Source organism: Roseovarius sp. W115 (assembly GCF_032842945.2).
GTDB classification, from domain to species: domain Bacteria; phylum Pseudomonadota; class Alphaproteobacteria; order Rhodobacterales; family Rhodobacteraceae; genus Roseovarius; species Roseovarius rhodophyticola.
In genome coordinates this window covers 910,141-927,991 of record NZ_CP146606.1, presented here as the reverse complement: position 1 = coordinate 927,991, position 17,851 = coordinate 910,141, and the positions used below count along the sequence as shown (strand labels likewise).

The 17,851-nt window shown below is 58.2% G+C and carries 17 protein-coding genes and 1 pseudogene; 10 read left to right on the top strand and 8 right to left on the bottom strand.

The features are described from left to right. Positions 1–44: 44 nt before the first annotated feature. The 5 genes and pseudogenes from cueR to RZS32_RS04725 all read right to left on the bottom strand — a co-directional run bounded on the left by cueR (position 45) and on the right by RZS32_RS04725 (position 6,015). Positions 45–431, bottom strand: coding sequence for a Cu(I)-responsive transcriptional regulator (gene cueR / locus RZS32_RS04745; RefSeq protein ID WP_317055882.1), 387 nt, complete (start codon positions 429–431; stop codon positions 45–47). Further along, positions 428–2,885, bottom strand: a pseudogene (locus RZS32_RS04740) (heavy metal translocating P-type ATPase). The gene cueR and the pseudogene RZS32_RS04740 overlap by 4 nt, the downstream one beginning before the upstream one ends. 111 nt (positions 2,886–2,996) lie before the next feature. Continuing rightward, a complete protein-coding gene (locus tag RZS32_RS04735) occupies positions 2,997–3,365 on the bottom strand; it encodes a PaaI family thioesterase (protein ID WP_317055880.1) in 369 nt (122 codons plus the stop codon). After that, on the bottom strand, positions 3,362–4,381 hold the full coding sequence (locus RZS32_RS04730) for a phosphotransferase family protein (protein WP_317055879.1): 1,020 nt from the start codon (positions 4,379–4,381) through the stop codon (positions 3,362–3,364). Before RZS32_RS04730 ends, RZS32_RS04735 begins: the two co-directional genes overlap by 4 nt. Next, positions 4,378–6,015 (bottom strand): long-chain fatty acid--CoA ligase, encoded by a 1,638-nt coding sequence (locus tag RZS32_RS04725; RefSeq protein ID WP_317055878.1) that lies wholly within the window; start codon positions 6,013–6,015, stop codon positions 4,378–4,380. The genes RZS32_RS04730 and RZS32_RS04725 overlap by 4 nt, the downstream gene beginning before the upstream one ends. Before the next feature lie 127 nt (positions 6,016–6,142). On the opposite strand from RZS32_RS04725, the gene rpe reads away from it, so the two are divergent. From rpe to RZS32_RS04710, 3 genes are read left to right on the top strand one after another with little or no spacing between them, the layout of a single operon-like run. Further along, entirely contained in the window at positions 6,143–6,826 is a 684-nt protein-coding gene (gene rpe, locus RZS32_RS04720) for a ribulose-phosphate 3-epimerase (protein WP_317055877.1), read from the top strand. Continuing rightward, entirely contained in the window at positions 6,823–7,479 is a 657-nt protein-coding gene (gene gph, locus RZS32_RS04715; protein WP_317055876.1) for a phosphoglycolate phosphatase, read from the top strand. The genes rpe and gph overlap by 4 nt, the downstream gene beginning before the upstream one ends. Positions 7,480–7,539: 60 nt before the next feature. Then, positions 7,540–8,820: an acetylornithine deacetylase/succinyl-diaminopimelate desuccinylase family protein gene (locus RZS32_RS04710; protein WP_317055875.1), complete on the top strand. Its 1,281-nt coding sequence runs from the start codon at positions 7,540–7,542 to the stop codon at positions 8,818–8,820. 44 nt (positions 8,821–8,864) lie between these two features. On the opposite strand, the gene panC is transcribed toward RZS32_RS04710, so the two are convergent. Both panC and panB read right to left on the bottom strand, forming a co-directional pair. Continuing rightward, positions 8,865–9,707 carry a pantoate--beta-alanine ligase gene (gene panC, locus RZS32_RS04705; protein ID WP_317055874.1) on the bottom strand — a complete coding sequence of 281 codons (843 nt, stop codon included), beginning with the start codon at positions 9,705–9,707 and terminating at the stop codon, positions 8,865–8,867. Next, entirely contained in the window at positions 9,704–10,543 is an 840-nt protein-coding gene (gene panB / locus RZS32_RS04700; RefSeq protein ID WP_317055873.1) for a 3-methyl-2-oxobutanoate hydroxymethyltransferase, read from the bottom strand. Before panB ends, panC begins: the two co-directional genes overlap by 4 nt. 274 nt (positions 10,544–10,817) lie before the next feature. On the opposite strand from panB, the gene RZS32_RS04695 reads away from it, so the two are divergent. Together RZS32_RS04695 and RZS32_RS04690 are read left to right on the top strand one after the other, a co-directional pair. Continuing rightward, on the top strand, positions 10,818–11,606 hold the full coding sequence (locus RZS32_RS04695; protein ID WP_339106820.1) for a hypothetical protein: 789 nt from the start codon (positions 10,818–10,820) through the stop codon (positions 11,604–11,606). Then, positions 11,603–12,769, top strand: a complete 1,167-nt coding sequence (locus RZS32_RS04690; protein ID WP_317055870.1) for a winged helix-turn-helix domain-containing protein — start codon at positions 11,603–11,605, stop codon at positions 12,767–12,769. Before RZS32_RS04695 ends, RZS32_RS04690 begins: the two co-directional genes overlap by 4 nt. A gap of 1 nt (position 12,770) precedes the next feature. On the opposite strand, the gene RZS32_RS04685 is transcribed toward RZS32_RS04690, so the two are convergent. Continuing rightward, positions 12,771–13,391 carry a cysteine hydrolase family protein gene (locus RZS32_RS04685; protein WP_317055869.1) on the bottom strand — a complete coding sequence of 207 codons (621 nt, stop codon included), beginning with the start codon at positions 13,389–13,391 and terminating at the stop codon, positions 12,771–12,773. A 101-nt stretch (positions 13,392–13,492) separates the two neighbouring features. On the opposite strand from RZS32_RS04685, the gene RZS32_RS04680 reads away from it, so the two are divergent. The 5 genes from RZS32_RS04680 (at position 13,493) to RZS32_RS04660 (ending at position 17,809) form a co-directional block, all read left to right on the top strand. Next, entirely contained in the window at positions 13,493–14,233 is a 741-nt protein-coding gene (locus tag RZS32_RS04680) for an SDR family oxidoreductase (protein WP_317057844.1), read from the top strand. After that, complete coding sequence (locus RZS32_RS04675; RefSeq protein WP_317055868.1) at positions 14,211–14,528, top strand: hypothetical protein; 318 nt, start codon at positions 14,211–14,213, stop codon at positions 14,526–14,528. Before RZS32_RS04680 ends, RZS32_RS04675 begins: the two co-directional genes overlap by 23 nt. A 118-nt stretch (positions 14,529–14,646) precedes the next feature. Next, positions 14,647–15,696 (top strand): GDP-mannose 4,6-dehydratase, encoded by a 1,050-nt coding sequence (gene gmd / locus RZS32_RS04670; RefSeq protein ID WP_317055867.1) that lies wholly within the window; start codon positions 14,647–14,649, stop codon positions 15,694–15,696. After that, positions 15,693–16,625 carry a GDP-L-fucose synthase family protein gene (locus tag RZS32_RS04665; protein WP_317055866.1) on the top strand — a complete coding sequence of 311 codons (933 nt, stop codon included), beginning with the start codon at positions 15,693–15,695 and terminating at the stop codon, positions 16,623–16,625. The genes gmd and RZS32_RS04665 overlap by 4 nt, the downstream gene beginning before the upstream one ends. After that, positions 16,622–17,809, top strand: coding sequence for a DegT/DnrJ/EryC1/StrS family aminotransferase (locus RZS32_RS04660; RefSeq protein ID WP_317055865.1), 1,188 nt, complete (start codon positions 16,622–16,624; stop codon positions 17,807–17,809). The genes RZS32_RS04665 and RZS32_RS04660 overlap by 4 nt, the downstream gene beginning before the upstream one ends. Positions 17,810–17,851 lie beyond the last annotated feature (42 nt).

Below are 17,851 nucleotides of genomic sequence, written 5' to 3'. Positions count from 1 at the left end.
ATTTCAATGCCGTAGGGTGGGATTTCATCCCACCATCCTAACCCTCATCCCCGCGCCAGATCCTTCAAAATTGGACAGTCCGGACGCGCATCCCCCGCGCAGCTTTGAACCAATGTGCGCAATGTGTCCCGCATCGCCTCCAGTTGCGCAATCTTCTCACCAATTTGGCTGAGATGCTCCTCGGCCACCGCCTTCACATCCGCACTGGCGCGGCTGTTGTCTTCATAGAGCGCCAGCAGGGTGCGGCAGTCTTCAATGGAGAAGCCCAACGCCCGTGACCTGCCCAGAAAGGCAAGTTTGTGGATTTGGGTGTCGCTGAACACCCGGTAGCCATTGGCGCTGCGGTCCGGGCGGACGAGGCCGATATCCTCGTAATAGCGGATTGTCTTGGCAGGCAGACCGGTTTGTGCGGAGACGTCCTTGATGTTCATGGCGTGTCTCCAATCTCAACCGGGCGCACATGCCGCAGGCGCAGCGCGTTGCTGACCACGAACACTGAACTGAGCGCCATTGCCCCTGCGGCCAGCATGGGCGACAGAAGCTGACCGGTCAGCGGGTAGAGCACACCTGCGGCCACCGGGATCAGGGCGACATTGTAAGCAAACGCCCAAAAGAGGTTCTGCCGTATGTTGCCCAATGTCTTGCGTGAGAGCCGCAGCGCGTTGAGCACGCCCAACGGGTCGCCGGACATCAGCACGGTATCTGCCGCCTCAATGGCCACATCCGTGCCGGTGCCCATGGCGATACCGATATCGGCTTCGGCCAGTGCGGGCGCGTCGTTGATCCCGTCGCCGACAAAGGCCACGGTGCCGTGGCGTGTCCTGAGGGCTTGCAGCGCGGTGAGCTTGTCTTCCGGCAACACCTCCGCCTCGACATGGTCGATGCCCAGTTGTTTCGCGATGGCCGCCCCGGTGGCGCGACTGTCGCCGGTGATCAATGCTGTTGTGAGACCTGCGGTATGCAGTGCATCTATCGCAGCTTTGGCATTGGGTTTGAGCGGGTCAGAGACACCGATGAGGGTGGCGAGTTGTCCATCAATGGCGGCAAAGACGGGAGTTTCCCCGCGTGCGCCGAGTGTTCTCAGATCGCCCTCCAAAGCGTCGGTTGAAATCCCTTCGCGCTGCATCAGGCGCGTGGCTCCCACCAGCACGGTGTGGCCTTCTGCCTCTGCCTGCATTCCAAAGCCGGGCAGGGCAGTGGCTTTTTCTGCCGTGGGAATTTGCAGGGTTTCTTCTTCTGCTGCCGCTTCAATCGCACGCGCAATAGGATGTTCCGATTGCGCCTCGACGGCGGCAACGAGGCGTAATGTTTCGCGGCGGTCAAACCCAGGCGCAAGGGTCATGTGCGTCAGGCTCGGTTTGCCTTGGGTGAGCGTGCCGGTTTTGTCAAAGGCCACGATGCGCGCCTCGGCCAATCGCTGCAGCGCATCGCCTTTGCGAAAGAGCACACCAAGGTCAGCGGCGCGGCCTGTGCCGACCATGATCGACGTGGGCGTGGCCAGCCCCATGGCGCAGGGGCAGGCGATGATCAGGACCGAGACCCCGGCGACCAAAGCAAGACCAAGGGTAGGGTCAGGGCCAAAGATCAGCCAGCCAGCAACGGCCAACGCTGCAATGGCCATGACGATGGGTACAAAGATGCGCACCACGCGGTCGGCCAGCGCCTGGATCGGCAGCTTGGCACCCTGCGCGGCTTCGACCAGCGCGATGATGCGCGCGAGCATGGTGTCTTCGCCAACACCCGTGGCGCGGAAGGTCAGAGGCCCGTCGCCGTTGACTGTGCCGCCAATCACCGTGTCGCCTATGGTTTTGGAAACCGGCACCGGCTCGCCTGAGATCATAGATTCTGTCAACAAAAGACGCGCCAGACAAGACTTTGCCGTCCACGGCAAAGCTTTCACCGGGGCGGACATGCAGGATGTCGCCCTGCACGACCTCAGAAATGGGAATGTCACGCGGTGTGCCATCGCGTTCCACCCGGGCTGTCTTGGGTTGCAGCCCTATAAGGCGCTTGATTGCGACGCCGGTTTGCCCGCGCGCCCGCGCCTCCAGCCAGCGGCCCAAAAGGACAAGTGTGACGATAACGGCCGCGGCCTCAAAATAAACAGCACGCGTGCCTTCGGGCAAAAGCGCGGGGGCAAAGAGCGCCACGGTGGAAAACGCCCAAGCGGCGGACGTGCCGAGCGCCACAAGGCTGTTCATCTCAGGCGCGCCGCGCAAAAGAGCCGGAATGCCAATAGTGAAAAACCCGCGTCCGGGCCAGAGGAGAACGAGCGTGGTTAGGGCAAACTGCATCGTCCAAATTTGTGTGGTGCCGAACGTGCCGTGTAGCCAGTGATGAAACACAGGGACAAGATGTCCACCCATTTCCATGACAAACACTGGCAAAGTCATCGCCGCAGCGATCATCATCATACGACGGGTATGGGTGATCTCTTCTGCTTGCCGGTCCGAGAGGTCTGCGTTCGTGTCTTCACCCACGGGCTCGGCTGGGAACCCTGCATCTGTGACGGCATGGGCCAGATTTTGCGGCTGGGTTGTTCCCTCAAGATAGGTCACGTCCGCGCTGCGCGTCGCGAGGTTAACATTGGCCGCCACAACGCCCCGCGTTTGCATCAGGCGGTCCTCGATCCGCCGGGTGCAAGAAGCGCAATGCATAGTCGGGATCGACAAGGTCACCTGCGCCTGGCGCGCTGGGTAGCCTGCTGATTTCAGCGCATTTGTGATATCACCGAGCGCGGCTTTGCTTGGGTCGATCTGCGCAGACCGCGTGGCGAAATTGACATGCGTGTCCTCAAGCCCGGGCACGGCCCGCAAGGCACGCTCCGCCCGCCCGGCGCAGCCTGCGCAGGTCATCCCGTCAATTTCGATGCGAAGCGTGGTCATTGTGTGATCCTCAAGTGGTCACACTGTAAATAAAGGTTCTAGTCACTGGAAGGTCAAGAGGTGGCGTTCAGCACCGTGCGCGCAATTTGAACACGCCTGTGCCCTCAACAATCAGCGTGCCCGTGTCATCTTGCACCTCTCCGCGTGCGAAAAACGTGGATTTTCCACCCCCGTCACATGCGCCTCGGCAATCAGGTGTTTGCCCGTGGCGCGGCTGAGGTAGTTGACCGTCATCGACAGGGTCAAAGCGTTTTGCCTGACCTTCGCATCGCCCGTGTAGCACCCGGCAAATCCCATCGCGGTGTCGAGCATCGCCGCGTACACCCCGCCATGCGGCAGGCCCTGGCGGTTCATCAGATGATCAGCCAAGGGCGCCTCGACACGGGCAAACCCCTCTGTCCAGTCGGTCAGCTTAAACCCGAGGGTTCGTGACAAGGGTGAGGGCGCTTCGGCCAATCGCGGATCAAGATTGCGGGTCATTTTTGAGCGGCCTCCAGCCCGGCGCGGGCGAAATGCGGAACGAAGGCTCCGAGTTTAAGACCCCGTTGGGGGTCTGATGCATTGCCATCCAACGCGCGCTTTTTCACACCTTGCAGGATCGCGGCCATACGGAAAAAGCAGAAAGCAAGATAGAAGTTGAAATCATCGATGCCGGGCAGACCGCGGCGTTTGCAATAGGCCTCGATGAACTTCGCGTCCGAAGGCAAACCAAATGCTGCCCGATCCACGCCTTGCAAGCCACGGCCCTCCTTGCTGGCGGGCATGGACCATTGCATGATCACGGCAGCCAGATCGGCATAGGGATGGCCCAGCGTTGATAATTCCCAGTCGAGCACGGCGACCACTTTGGGTGCGTCGGGTGCTATGAGCAGATTGTCTAGCCGGTAATCGCCATGAACGAGAGATCGCTGACTATCATCAGCGGGCATGTTGGCCTGAAGCCAGTCGATGAGTGTGTCCATATCGGCAATCGCTTCGGTTTGTGTGGCGCGATATTGTTTTGTCCAGCGATCAGTTTGCCGCTGGCAGTAGTGGCCGGGCGGGCCAAAGTCGTTCAGACCGACAGTGTCGATATCCACGGCATGGATGGCGGCAAGTACGCGGTTCATGTCGTTCATGATGGCAGAGCGCTGCTCGGGGGTGAGGTCCGGCATGCTGGGCTGGTCGAACACGCGGGCTTCAACATGTTCCATGATGTAGAACTCAGACCCGATGACGGTGTCATCAGCGCAATAGGCCAGCATCTGCGCCACTGGAACGTCCGTGCCAGCCAGGGCCTTTTGCACGCGAAACTCCCGGTCGACCGCATGGGCGGATTTCAACAGAACGCCGGGTGGTTTGCGGCGCAGCACGTAAGTGCGCGTGGGTGTTTTCAGCAGATAGGTGGGATTGGATTGTCCGCCTGAAAACTTGGTGGCCGAGAGTGTCCCTTGAAACCCGGGAACATGGCTGTGGGCCCAACCCGCGACCGCCTCTGTGTCAAGCTCAAGGCTCATGCGTCGCGCTCATCTGGCAGCACGTAGTCGGCAAACTGTGCCCGCAAGGTCAGCTTGGAGACCTTGCCGGTGGCAGTCAGGGGCAGCGCCTCGACAAAAAGGATGTCGTCGGGCAACTGCCAGCGGGCAAATTCAGGTGTCAAATGTGCGTGGATCTCCTCAAGGCTAACCTGCGCTTTGCCTTCGGGCACCACGACCAGCACCGGGCGTTCGTCCCATTTGGCGTGGGGGATGGCAATCACTGCACAGGCGGCGATACCGGGATGCGACACGGCGGCGTTTTCAAGATCAATCGAGCTGATCCATTCTCCGCCCGATTTGACCAGGTCCTTGGCCCGGTCACGCACGATAAGCCGCCCGTTGGCATCAAGCGTCGAGACATCGCCCGTGCCAAACCACCCATCGCTGTCCATCGCCGCTTGTGTGGCATCCTCGTTCTCGAAATACCCCGAGATGATCGTGTTGCCACGCACGAAAAGCTCGCCAGCCGTCTGCCCATCATGGGGCAGGGGCATGCCATCTTCGTCGACAATTTTGAAGTCCACACCAAAGAGCCTACGACCTGCGCCCACCTTGGCATCTACCTGTTCGTCAAACGGCGCATCTTGCAAGCCTCTGGGCAGAATGCCGCGCGTGCCGATGGGGCTCATCTCGGTCATACCCCAGGCTTGGTTGACGTTGACGCCCATCTCTTCATAGGCGGCAATCATCGACCGTGGCGCGGCAGAGCCGCCGACCACAAGATCGACAAAGCCCTTTGGCAGACGGCCTTGGGTCTGAATTTCCTGCAAAAGCCCGGCCCAGACCGTGGGCACGCCCCAGGCGGAGAAAACCTGTTCGGCATCCATCAGTCGGAACAGGCTGGCTCCATCAAGCTTTGATCCGGGCATGACCATCGTCATGCCCACAAGTGGCGCGGTATAGGGCATGCCCCAGGCATTGACGTGAAAGAGCGGGACCACCGGCAGAACCGACTTGCCGTTGGCCAGGCTTTGCGGATGGCCCGCGACCACCATTAGCGCGTGCAGCACCGTAGAGCGATGTGAGTATAGCGCCCCTTTGGGATTGCCAGTGGTCCCGGAAGTATAGCACAGCCCGGCGGCTGTTTCTTCGGGGAAGACAGGCCAGTCAAAGGTTGGAGGCTCCGCCGCGAGAAGCTCTTCGTAGCTGAGCACGTCAAGTGATGTGTCCGGCATGTGCACCGGGTCCGTTAGAACGATGAAAACAATGTCTTGAGGTAGCTTCGCCTTGGCAGCCTCAAGAACCGGCAGAAGGCTTGGATCAACGCAGATCACCTTGTCTTCAGCATGTGCAATGATGAAGCAAAGCTGTTCTTGTGACAGCCGCGGATTGATCGTGTGGCAGACCGCGCCGATGCCTGAGACGCCGTAATAAAGCTCAAAATGGCGAAACCCGTTCCAGGCCAGCGTCGCCACGCGGTCGCCTATGCCAACACCAAGTCTTTGAAGAGCGTGTGCCAGTTGCGACACGCGGTTCAAAACGTCGGGATAGGTGATGCGATGCACATCGCCTTCCTCGCGCACAGACACGATGCCTTCATCGGGAAAGGCTTCGGCGGCATAGGTCAGGATGTCGATAATCCGAAGCGGATGATGCTGCATCAAACCATGCATGATGGGGGTGCCTCTTGGGTTGACCGGGTTCAATTCGTGGCATGAATGGGGGGCATGATCAATCCGGGTGGTTGACCTGCGCCGCCAAAGACCGCATGAGCATGGCAGACAAAGGGGAGCCTGCCACATGCCATTTGACCGGTCGCTGAAAATCGCACCTTCCATCCTGTCTGCGGATTTCGCCAATTTCGGCGCAGAGATCCGCGCGATTGAGGAACAGGGCGCGGATTGGGTGCATGTGGATGTGATGGACGGGCATTTCGTGCCGAACCTGACCTTTGGGCCGCCCGCGGTGAAGGCGTTTCGACCGCATGTGAACACCTTCATGGATGTGCACCTGATGATCGCACCTGTCGATCCCTATATCGAGGCCTATGCCGAAGCAGGGGCAGATATGATCACCGCCCATGTCGAGGCGGGGCCGCATATTCATCGTACTCTGCAGGCGATCAAGGCCACGGGTAAAATGGCGGGCGTCAGCCTCAACCCGGGTACGCCGTTAGAGAGCATCGCGCATGTGCTCGACCTGGTGGACATGGTGCTGATCATGACGGTGAACCCAGGTTTCGGTGGGCAGAAGTTCATCCATTCAGGAGTCGAGAAAACCCGCCGTCTGCGCGAGATGATTGGCGACCGGCCTATCCATATTCAAATTGACGGCGGCGTGACGCCAGAGACCGCACCCTTGGTGCATGAGGCCGGGGCCGATGTGCTGGTTGCCGGATCGGCGGTGTTCAAGGGCGGCTCGGTAGATAAGCCAGAGGTCTACGGCGCCAATATGGCGGCCATCCGAGAAGCCTGCGTGGGATGACCAAGGCCGTCATTTTTGATCTTGATGGCACGCTGATTGACAGCGCGCCGGATATCCATGCGGCGGCCAACAAGGTGATGATGCACAGGGGTATTGCGCCTTTCACGCTGGAAGAGGCGCGCAGCTTTGTGGGGCATGGGGCTTTGGTGTTCATAGAGCGGTGTCTGGCAGCACGGGGGCGCCAAGCGGAAACCGCCCTGCGCGATCAACTGCTGGCTGATTTTCTCGCCCTTTACGAAAGCGCGGTGCACCTGACCAAGCTCTATCCCGGCGTTGCCAGCTGTCTCGATACACTCACAAAAGATGCGCTGCCCATGGCCATCTGCACGAATAAACCCGAGGGCCCGACGCAGGCGGTGCTGTCGCATTTGGGTATTGACCAGAAGTTTGAGGTCATCATCGGGGGTGACACGACGCCCAAACGCAAGCCAGATCCCCTACCGCTTCTGGAGACGATTGCGCGGATGAAGGCCACGCAGGTGGTGTTTGTCGGAGACAGCGAGGTGGATTCTGAGACGGCCCGGCACGCTGGCGTGCCGTTCGCGCTTTATACCGAAGGCTACAGGAAGACGCCGGTGGACCAACTTCACCATGACGCTGCTTTTGATAACTTCGCAGAACTTCCTGCGCTCGTTCAACGGCTTTTGTCGTAAGCGCGGCTTTCACTCAGTGACATAGCGGTGCTAGGCTAACCTAATTTGGAAAGGTTGGGTATGGGCATTGCCGAGAAATTGAAAGCAGAAGTTGCGGCGCGGCGTGACGACTTGATCGCGCTGACACAAGACCTCATTCGCATTCCCACACTGAACCCTCCCGGGGCTAATTACCGCGAGATTTGCGACTATCTCGATCACCGCCTGTTGCGTGCCGGGTTCCATACCGAACTCATCCGTGCCGAAGGCGCCATTGGCGACAGCGATGCGCATCCGCGCTGGAACATCGTGGCGCGGCGTGAGGGTAAAACGCCTGGCCAATGCGTACATTTTAACAGCCATATTGATGTGGTCGAAGTGGGACATGGTTGGACCGCAGATCCCTTTGGCGGAGAGGTGAAGGACGGCAAGATCTATGGCCGCGGCGCCTGTGATATGAAGGGAGGCCTAGCCGCCAGCATTGTTGCCGCCGAGGCCTTTTTGGAGATCTGCCCGGATTATGCAGGGGCAATTGAAATCAGTGGCACGGCGGACGAGGAATCCGGTGGCTTTGGTGGCGTCGCCTATCTGGCGGAGAAGGGCTATTTCAGCCCCGAGCGTGTGCAGCATGTGATCATCCCTGAGCCCTTAAACAAGGACCGCATTTGCCTGGGTCATCGGGGCGTCTGGTGGGCCGAGATTGAAACTAAGGGTGAGATTGCCCATGGCTCAATGCCGTTTCTTGGCGATTGTGCGGTGCGGCATATGGGGGCCGTGGTGGCGGAGATGGAGGAGAGTCTTTTTCCCGCGCTGGCGAAAAAACGCACCGATATGCCGGTGGTGCCTGAAGGGGCCAAGCAATCCACGCTCAATATCAATTCGATCCATGGTGGCGAGCCGGAACAGGACGAGGACTATACCGGTTTACCCAGCCCTTGCGTGCCGGATCGCTGTCGCATGGTGATCGACCGGCGGTTTTTGATTGAGGAAGACATCGGCGAGGTCGAGCAGGAAGTGCGCGATGTGCTGGAACGTGTGCGCGAGGCGCGGCCTGGATTTGACTATGACATTCACGGCATTCACAGTGTCGAACCCACAATGACCGAGCGTGATGCGCCCGTTGTGGGGGCCGTGGCCGAGGCGGTGCGCGATGTTTTTGGCCGCGAGGCGGATTATGTGGTCAGCCCGGGCACTTATGATCAGAAGCATATCGACCGCATTGGCCGGTTGAAAAACTGTATTGCCTATGGCCCCGGCATTCTTGATCTGGCGCATAAACCCGATGAGTATGTGGGCATCGAAGATATGGTGGAAAGTGCGCAGGTGATGGCGTTGGCGCTCCAGGATTTGCTGGACGCATAAGATCAGGCGCTGGATTGGGTATTTTTGACAAGAAAGAAGCCAGATCAGACCGCGATATTGTCGATGAGGCGCACCCCTGCAAGATAGGCAGCAGCAAAGAGGCGCGCAGGCTGTGACGTATCGGTGACCAGCGCCAAATCGCTCTGAGCGCGCAAATCAATATAGTCAATCTCGGTGAAGCCGGTTTTCAAAAGCCTGTCTTTGGCGCCGTCTTGTAAACTGGCAAAGATGTGTCCGGCTTTAAGGCCTTCGGCAATGCCCTCGAGCTCTTCGAAAAGACGCGGAGCCAGAGTGCGGGCACGGTCGCTGAGAAGCAGGTTACGCGAACTGAGTGCCAGACCGTCGATGTCGCGGATTGTCGGACAGCCATGCACGGTGATGGGCAGGTCAAGGTCAGCGGCCATGCGGCGCACGACGAGAAGCTGTTGAAAATCTTTTTCGCCAAAGAAAGCGTCTGTCGCGGCGGTTTGCGTGAAAAGCTTCGTCACGACCGTGGCCACACCGTCGAAATGGCCCGGGCGATAGGCCCCGTCCATCACGTCTGTGAGGCCCGCCACCGAGACAGTCGTGGCAAACTCTTGAGGGTACATCTGATCACCATCCGGCACCCAAAGCGCATCAACCTCGAAACGCTCAAGCTTGCGCGCATCATCTTCCTCGGTGCGCGGATAGTTCTTGAGGTCGTCGGGGTTGTTAAACTGCTTGGGGTTCACAAAGATCGTGACAATCACCCGGTCACAGACCTTCTTTGCCGCGGCCACAAGCGACAGGTGACCGTCATGCAGGGCCCCCATGGTCGGGACAACACCGATGCTTTCACCTGCCATATGCCAGTCATGGCTCATCGCCCGAAGACTCGGCAGGTCGCGCAAAATCGGAGCTGTCATTTGGCTTTGCCTTTGTTCGGGGCGGTATCGGCAAAGATGTGTTCTTCGGCCGGGAAGGCACGCGCGCGAACCTCATCGGCATAGGCGGCAATGGCTTTCTCCGCGTCATCGCCCAGGTGAGCATAGCGTTTGACGAATTTTGGTTTGAACCGGGTAAAGAGGCCCAACATGTCATAATGGACCAGGATTTGACCGTCGCATCCGGCGGACGCGCCGATGCCGATGGTGGGGATGGGGATCTCAGCGGTCACTTTATCCGACAAAGAGGCTGGCAGCTTTTCCAGCACGACCGAGAAGGCCCCGGCCTCGGCCACGGCGCGCGCATCGGCAAGGACCTGTTCGGCACCCTCGTCGCGGCCCTGCACTTTGTAGCCGCCCAATGTATTGATGGATTGAGGGGTCAAGCCAATATGCGCCATCACCGGCACACCGCGATCCACCAGAAAGCGGATCGTCTCGGCCATCGCCACGCCACCCTCAAGCTTGACTGCACCAGCACCGGTTTCTGCCATGAGACGCGCGGCATTGCGAAACGCCTGAGCCGGGCTTTCCTCGTAGGAACCAAACGGCATATCAACCACCATCATGGCGGTTTTCAGGCCACGCGCCACGGCTTGCCCGTGAAGTATCATCATCTCCAACGTGACACCCAGAGTGCTCGGCAAGCCGTGTAGCACCATGCCCACGCTGTCGCCCACAAGCACAAAGTCGCAATGCGCGTCCATCAGTTCGGCCATTGGCGTTGTGTAAGCTGTCAACGATACGATCGGTGTGCCGCCCTTCATCGCGCGGATATCGTCCGGCATCGGGGCGGATTTTTGGGCAGTAGCGCTCATGGAGTCCCTCGTGGCGCGGTCAGACGTTCCTGTCGGCTTAGCAGTAAAATTTGCTTAAATCCACTCTGACGCAAGGCACAATCCTTTGATTGGGATGACTATTGTGCTCATCTTTTTTGGCACCAACTTGGTGGCTTCATCTGACCGCTCACGTATTTGTGCCTGATTTTGTCAGCAAAGCAAACATGAGGAGCCTTCCCCTCTCTTTCCATCCGCCGCGAAACCGCTACGGTAAGATCCACGACGTAGGCCACCAACCAAATGGGAGATTTTCTTGCGTGCTCTTTCTCTTCTGACTCTGGCGTGGCTTTTGTTGGGCGTGGTCTCACCTGCACACGCCCAAACACCTGAAGTGACGGCCAATCGGAGCGATGTCATTCGGCTGTTGGGAGAGATTCCTAATTTCACGGTGATCCGCCAGGAATATGAGGCGCTAGGGTATTCCGGCGAAAAGCTCGATCTTGCTGTCGAACAGGCGGGTTTGCTCTATCGAGATCCGGTTCTGGCGGGGTATCTGGCAGATCGATTGATTGCGGCCTACCAGTCGCCAGAGAGCGTTGATCGTAACTCTGGTGGTCTGGTCATAGGTTTGATCCGCCGCGGTTTGGGGCATCTCAGCACACGGGAGCTTCGGTACTACTACCGTGTGGAACAGATCATGCTTCAGTCTTTGCCGGAGCGTACCTGTGGACGGGCGGTTAGGGATCGTTTGCCGCCGGAAAAGTTCTCAGAATTGATCACGCGTCTCGCCGCCGGTTTCAATGTGGCGTCGTTGCGCGAGTATTACCGGGTTCAGGCCAAGGCGGCACGATTTGGCGCTACCCGCGATCCAGTTCTGTTGAGTCCCGCCAAGAGCGTCGAAGTTGAGAATCGGGTCAACGGACGGTTGTCTGAGAAGATAGCAGAGTCCGAAAACGCGCGCGCCCTTCGCTCGGCCATTGGCAATCTGGAGCGCGCTGGGAACAGACAGGCCTGTCAGATCGGGCGGCTTTTCATGGAAACGGTCATGGAACTGGAGGGGCGCGCGCTGCGTGAGACGCTGATTTACATGAGCCTGCCGTGACGGCCGCCCTACAAATCGACAATCGGACGGCACGGCAGCTTTGGCTCCATGCAAATGATCTGGCGGACAACCCCAGCGGGCCTGTGGATGTCATGCGCATCATCCGTCGCCTGGGTTTCCTGCAGATTGACACGATCCGGAATGTAACGCGCGCGCATCACCATATCCTGTGGTCCCGCAACCGCAATTACCGGGAAAAACAACTATGGCCTCTTTTGCGCAAGCGGCAGTTGTTTGAGCATTTCACCCATGACGCTTCGCTGATCCCGATAGAGGTGTTGCCCTTCTGGCAGCGTCAGTTCCGGCGGCTCGGGGACAAAGTGGCCAACAGTGACTGGTATCAGTCCGGGCTGGGACAGAATGAAATTCGCCGCATTCGCGACCGCATTGCTCAGGAGGGGCCGCTCTCGACCCATGCGTTTGATACCAAAGCCGAAAGCCGGGACATGTGGGCGCGCCCGCCGCACAAAAAGGCCCTGGATCAGATGTGGTATGCCGGAGAACTGGCCACCTGTCACCGCGAAAACTTTGTAAAATTCTATGACCTTGGAGAGAGGGTCTTCCCGCCCGATTTATGTCAGTGTGCAGGAGAGGATCTGTCTGGCACCTGGCTTTGCGATCAGGCCTTGGATCGGCTTGGTATGGCAACGACAGGAGAGGTCCAGCGCTTTTGGGAGGCCATGAACGCGCGTGAGGCCAAGCAGTGGTCGGAACGGCGCAACCTTGTCCCGTTGGAGGTGCAGGGCGCCGATGGAAGCTGGCGTGCGATGTGGGGCGCGGATGACATCGAAAACCGTTTGGCAGAGGCCGGGAAGATCTCTTCTCATCTGCGCTTGCTCAACCCTTTTGACCCCGCCATCCGCGATCGCAACCGGTTGGAGCGGCTCTTTGGCTTTGACTATCGCAACGAGATGTTTGTGCCAAAGGACAAGCGGCGCTGGGGCTACTATGTCTATCCCTTGCTCGAGGGCGCGCGTTTCGTAGGGCGTTTGGAGCTGAAGGCGAACCGTGATCAGGGCTGGATGCGCGTGACCGGGTTTTGGCCTGAACCACGCGTCAAGTGGACAGCGTCACGGCTGGGCAAACTTGAACGGGAACTGTCGCGATTTGCTCGACTGGCCGGTATCTCGGATGTGGATTGGGAAGTGCCGCGCCCGGTGTGATCTACTCGTTGCCTTGCGCGCGCTCTAAATCCGGGGCGTCAGCCTTGGTCAGAGCAATCGCCTGATCCGGGGTGATTGCCGTGCAGAATTCGCCGTGGAGCGACGCGACAGACATGGCATGCACCAGATCCGGGTCATAATCCATGCCATCTGGCCCCACGCGGTTCGTCGTCGCGCAAGCATCGGGCACCAGATAGGTGTCATACCCCATGTTTCCGGACATTCGCGTTGTGGTTTCGACGCAGAAATTGGTAAAAAACCCGACGATCACCAGACGTGACACGCCAAGCTGGCGCATGCGCAACTCAAGGTTAGTGCCAACAAATCCTGAGTTCACGTCCTTTTGGATGACGATGTCGCTATCGCGCGGCTCAAACCCATCTATCATCTCGCCTGTTTGCAAAGAGAGTTTCAAAGGCGAAGCCGCCTCGCGCGAGTCGTGCTGCGTGAACATCACCGGCAGGCCCGCTGTGCGCCAGGTCTCCAGCAGCCGTGCCATTTCGGCCTCAGCATCTGGATTGTTGCGTCGCCCTGTTGGGCCTCCCCAATGGGTCAGAGCATTGACGCCTTTTTGCACGTCAATAAGCAATAGAGCGGTTTCGGAACCAAACTTCGGAATCATCGGTCACTCCTTTTGATGGATAAGACAAGACCTTGTGGCTGTTGACTGGCGCGTCCGCGACAAAGGCTTTACCAAGAACGGCAGGACAAGGGAGGTGCATGATGCGACTGGAGGGCAAAACGGCAATCGTCACAGGCGGAGCCAGTGGGTTCGGTGAGGGCATCGTACGCAAGTTTTTGGCCGAAGGCGCGCAGGTGATGATAGCTGATATCAACGCGACAGCAGCGCTGACTCTGGCCAATGAGTTGGGCGCATCCGCTTGTCCAGTGGACGTCTCGGATGGGGCCAGCATGCAGGCCTTGGCGCAGGCCGCTGACAAGACGTTTGGTGCGCCCGATATTATCGTCAACAACGCCGGTATCACGCATCTGCCGCAAGCGGCCGAGTATGTCACCGAAGAAGATTTTGACAGGGTATTCGCAGTCAATTGCAAGTCCGTTTATCTGGCCGCACGCACCTTTGTCCCCGCAATGAAAGAGCGCGGCTCTGGCGCAATACTCAATGTCGCTTCAACGGCTGGAGTCAGCCCTCGTCCCAAGCTCAACTGGTACAATGCCTCAAAGGGTTGGATGATCACCGCCACGCGCGCATTGGCTGTTGAACTCGCACCGTCGGGTATACGCGTGAACGCGCTCAACCCCGTGGCCGGGGAAACGCCGCTGCTGGCGAGTTTCATGGGGGAAGACACGCCCGAGATGCGTGAAAAGTTCCTGTCGACCATTCCTCTGGGCCGCTTTTCAACACCACAAGACATGGGCAATGCAGCCGCCTTCCTTTGCAGTGATGAAGCGAGTATGATTACGGGTGTTTGCATGGAAGTTGACGGTGGGCGGTGTATTTGATCAACCAAATGGCGTGGTGGCTGTTGCCACTATCCTGTTGTTCTTGTTGGCTTACCTGTTATTTTTGACCTGTGCGTATCGCTGTTTTTTGGGCACGCAATACGGCCGCTACAAACGGCACGCCATTGAAAACAAGCGTCGATACAGCTGGCTGCGGTTTTTCTTTTGTATTCAACTTGATCCGTCATTCCCCAAAAAATACGGCCATGTTTCCAAGCCCAAATTGATTGTCGCCGCGATGTTGGCGCTTGTGACCTTGATCGTTTTCGCGTCAATTGTGCTTTCTGCCGTATAAGACGATGTCTGCGTTGCTGTTGTTGGGTCTCTTGGTTGAAACAACAATCAACCCTCTGTTCATTTCTCCGCCAACCCAGTATCCGAACAGCAAAGGAAAGTAAGCGAGGGCGCAGCCCATGAAAAAAGCATTGATCACAGGCGTCACGGGTCAGGATGGGGCGTATCTGTCGGAATACCTCCTGGATCAGGGCTATGAGGTGCATGGAATCAAGAGGCGCACGTCGCTCTTCAACACAGCTCGTATTGATCACCTGTTTGAAGGCGAACCGGGGCAATCGGGGCGATTTCAACTGCACCACGGGGATATGACCGATAGCTCGTCATTGACCCGTATTTTGCAATCCGTGCAGCCTGATGAAGTTTACAACCTGGCCGCGCAGTCACATGTCGCGGTAAGCTTTGAAGAGCCCGAATACACCGCGAACTCTGATGCAATGGGTGCGCTGCGTTTGCTGGAAGCGATCCGCTTTCTCGGGTTGGGTGAAAAGACCCGCTTCTACCAAGCCTCCACGTCCGAGCTTTATGGGCTGGTGCAGGAAACGCCGCAGCGTGAGACGACACCCTTTTATCCCCGCAGCCCCTATGCGGTGGCCAAGCTGTATGCGTATTGGATCACGGTCAATTATCGTGAGGCCTATGACATCTACGCCTGCAACGGGATCCTCTTTAACCACGAAAGCCCTATTCGCGGCGAAACATTTGTCACGCGCAAGATCACCCGTGCCTTAGCGCGTATCAAGCTGGGCGTGCAGGATGAACTGCGTCTCGGAAATCTGAGCGCCAAACGCGACTGGGGCCATGCGCGCGACTACGTCAAGATGATGTGGCTTATGCTGCAACAGGACACGCCTGAGGATTACGTCATTGCCACGGGGCAACAGTATTCTGTGCGCGAGTTTGTAGAACGTGCGGCCAGTGTACTGGACATGAAAGTGACCTTTGAGGGCGAAGGCGTGAATGAGGTAGGTCGCGACGAGACGGGTAAGATCATTGTCCGGGTCGATCCGACCTATTTCCGGCCTGCCGAAGTGGAGACGCTTTTGGGTGATGCCAGCAAGGCGCGTCAGCAACTGGGCTGGGAGCCGGAAACCCCATTTGAGCAACTGGTCGAGGAAATGGCCCTGAGTGATCTGGAAGAGGCCAAAGCAGGACTGCCGCGCGCATGAAGGTCTTTTTGACAGGCGGGCGCGGGATGGTGGGCCGCGCCATTCAGGCGCATGATCGCGCGTCCGAGCATCAGGTTTTGGCCCCCAACAGTGCCGATCTTGATCTGACGCACCGCGAGACGGTGATGGCGATCCTGGCCAGTGAAAAGCCGGATATTGTCATTCATTCCGCCGGGCGTGTGGGCGGGATTCAAGCCAACATGGCCTCACCTGCCGCCTTTCTGGCGGACAATATGGACATGGGCTTCAACGTGGTTCTGGCCGCGCGCGAGGCAGGTGTGCCGCAGGTGCTCAACCTTGGGTCTTCCTGCATGTATCCACATGACGCGCCCAATCCTCTGCACGAAGAGAGCCTTGGAAAAGGGGAGCTTGAGCCAACAAACGAGGGCTACGGCCTGGCCAAGGTAGCGGTCGCCCGGCTCTGTGCCTTCGTTTCTCAGGAACGTGCTGATTTAGCCTATAAAACGCTCATCCCCTGCAATCTCTATGGGCTCAACGACAAATTCGACCCCAAGGTCTCGCATCTAGTTCCGGCGATCATCCGCAAGGTGCATGAGGCAAAAGAACAAGGCGCAGACACGGTTGAAATCTGGGGGGACGGCACAGCGCGGCGGGAATTCATGTTCTCAGAGGATTTGGCAGACGGTGTCTGGGCCGCGGTAGACGGGTTTGAGAGCCTGCCAGGTATGATGAATATCGGTTTGGGCTATGACTATTCGATCAATGAGTACTACACAGAAGCGGCAAAAGTGATCGGATGGAAGGGTCATTTCACGCATGACCTTTCAAAGCCCACCGGTATGAAGCAGAAACTTCTCGACGTTAGCGCGCAGACACGTTTTGGCTGGACGCCAAAAACCACTCTGCAAGACGGTATCGCACAGACATATTTGCACTTTCAGGACCTTTTGAAACGAGGCGACGCATGAGTGATACCGACGGATTTCCATTGGCCACCACAAGCTGGGACGAGAAGGAATACGCCGCCATCGAGCGCGTGGTGAAATCCGGCATGTTCTCGATGGGGGCGGAAGTGGCCAAGTTCGAAGACCAGTTTGCCCGCGCCATGGGATCGGCCCATGCGGTGATGGTCAATTCCGGGTCGTCGGCCAACCTGATCATCGTGGCGGCCCTGCGGTATCATTCCAAACACGGTTTGCCGGAAGGGGCTGAGGTCATCGTGCCTGCGGTGAGCTGGTCCACGACCTACTATCCGCTGCATCAGTATGGGCTTTTGCAAAAGTTCGTGGATATCGATCCTAACACGCTCAACTATGATCTTGAGGCTCTGGCGGACGCCATCACGGACGCAACCCGCGCGATCATGGTGGTGAACCTTTTGGGCAATCCCAATGAGTTTGACCGGATCAAAGCCATTGTCGCTGACCGGGACATCCTGATCCTGGAAGACAATTGCGAAAGCCTTGGGGCCACCTATCAGGGGCGGCAGGCCGGAACGTTTGGCATCGCGGGCAGCTACTCATCTTTCTTTTCCCACCATATCGCCACCATGGAAGGCGGGCTTGTCGTCACCGATGACGAAGAGCTTTACCACATCATGCTGTCGGTGCGCTCTCATGGCTGGACACGGCATTTGCCCAAAATCAACCATGTGACGGGCGAAAAATCGGACGATCCCTTTGAGGAAAGCTTCAAGTTTGTCCTGCCCGGCTACAACCTGCGCCCGCTGGAGATGAGCGGGGCGATCGGGCAGGAGCAGATTGCCAAATTACCGATGATCGTCTCTGAGCGGCGCAAGAATGCCGAACAGTTCCGCGCGCTCATGCAGGGATACCCTCAGATCCGCATTCAGCGGGAAATTGGGGAGAGCAGCTGGTTTGGCTTTTCCATGGTAGTGGAGCCGGATGCGGGCTTCAGCCGCGCCGATCTGATCGCAGCGCTGGGAAAGTACTATGTCGATTGCCGTCCCATCGTGGCGGGCAATTTCGCCAAGAACGATGTTGTAACCAAGCACATGGATCATGTGATCCATGGTGAGCTGCGTCATGCCAATGATATTGACCAGAACGGACTCTTTGTCGGCAATCACCACTATCCGCTTGAAGGCAGATGGGATTTGCTGCGCGCGGCTTTGGATGAGGTTGCAGGGTAGTCGCCGCAAAAGCCTTCTGAAGGCTTTTGCCTAAACTTTTCA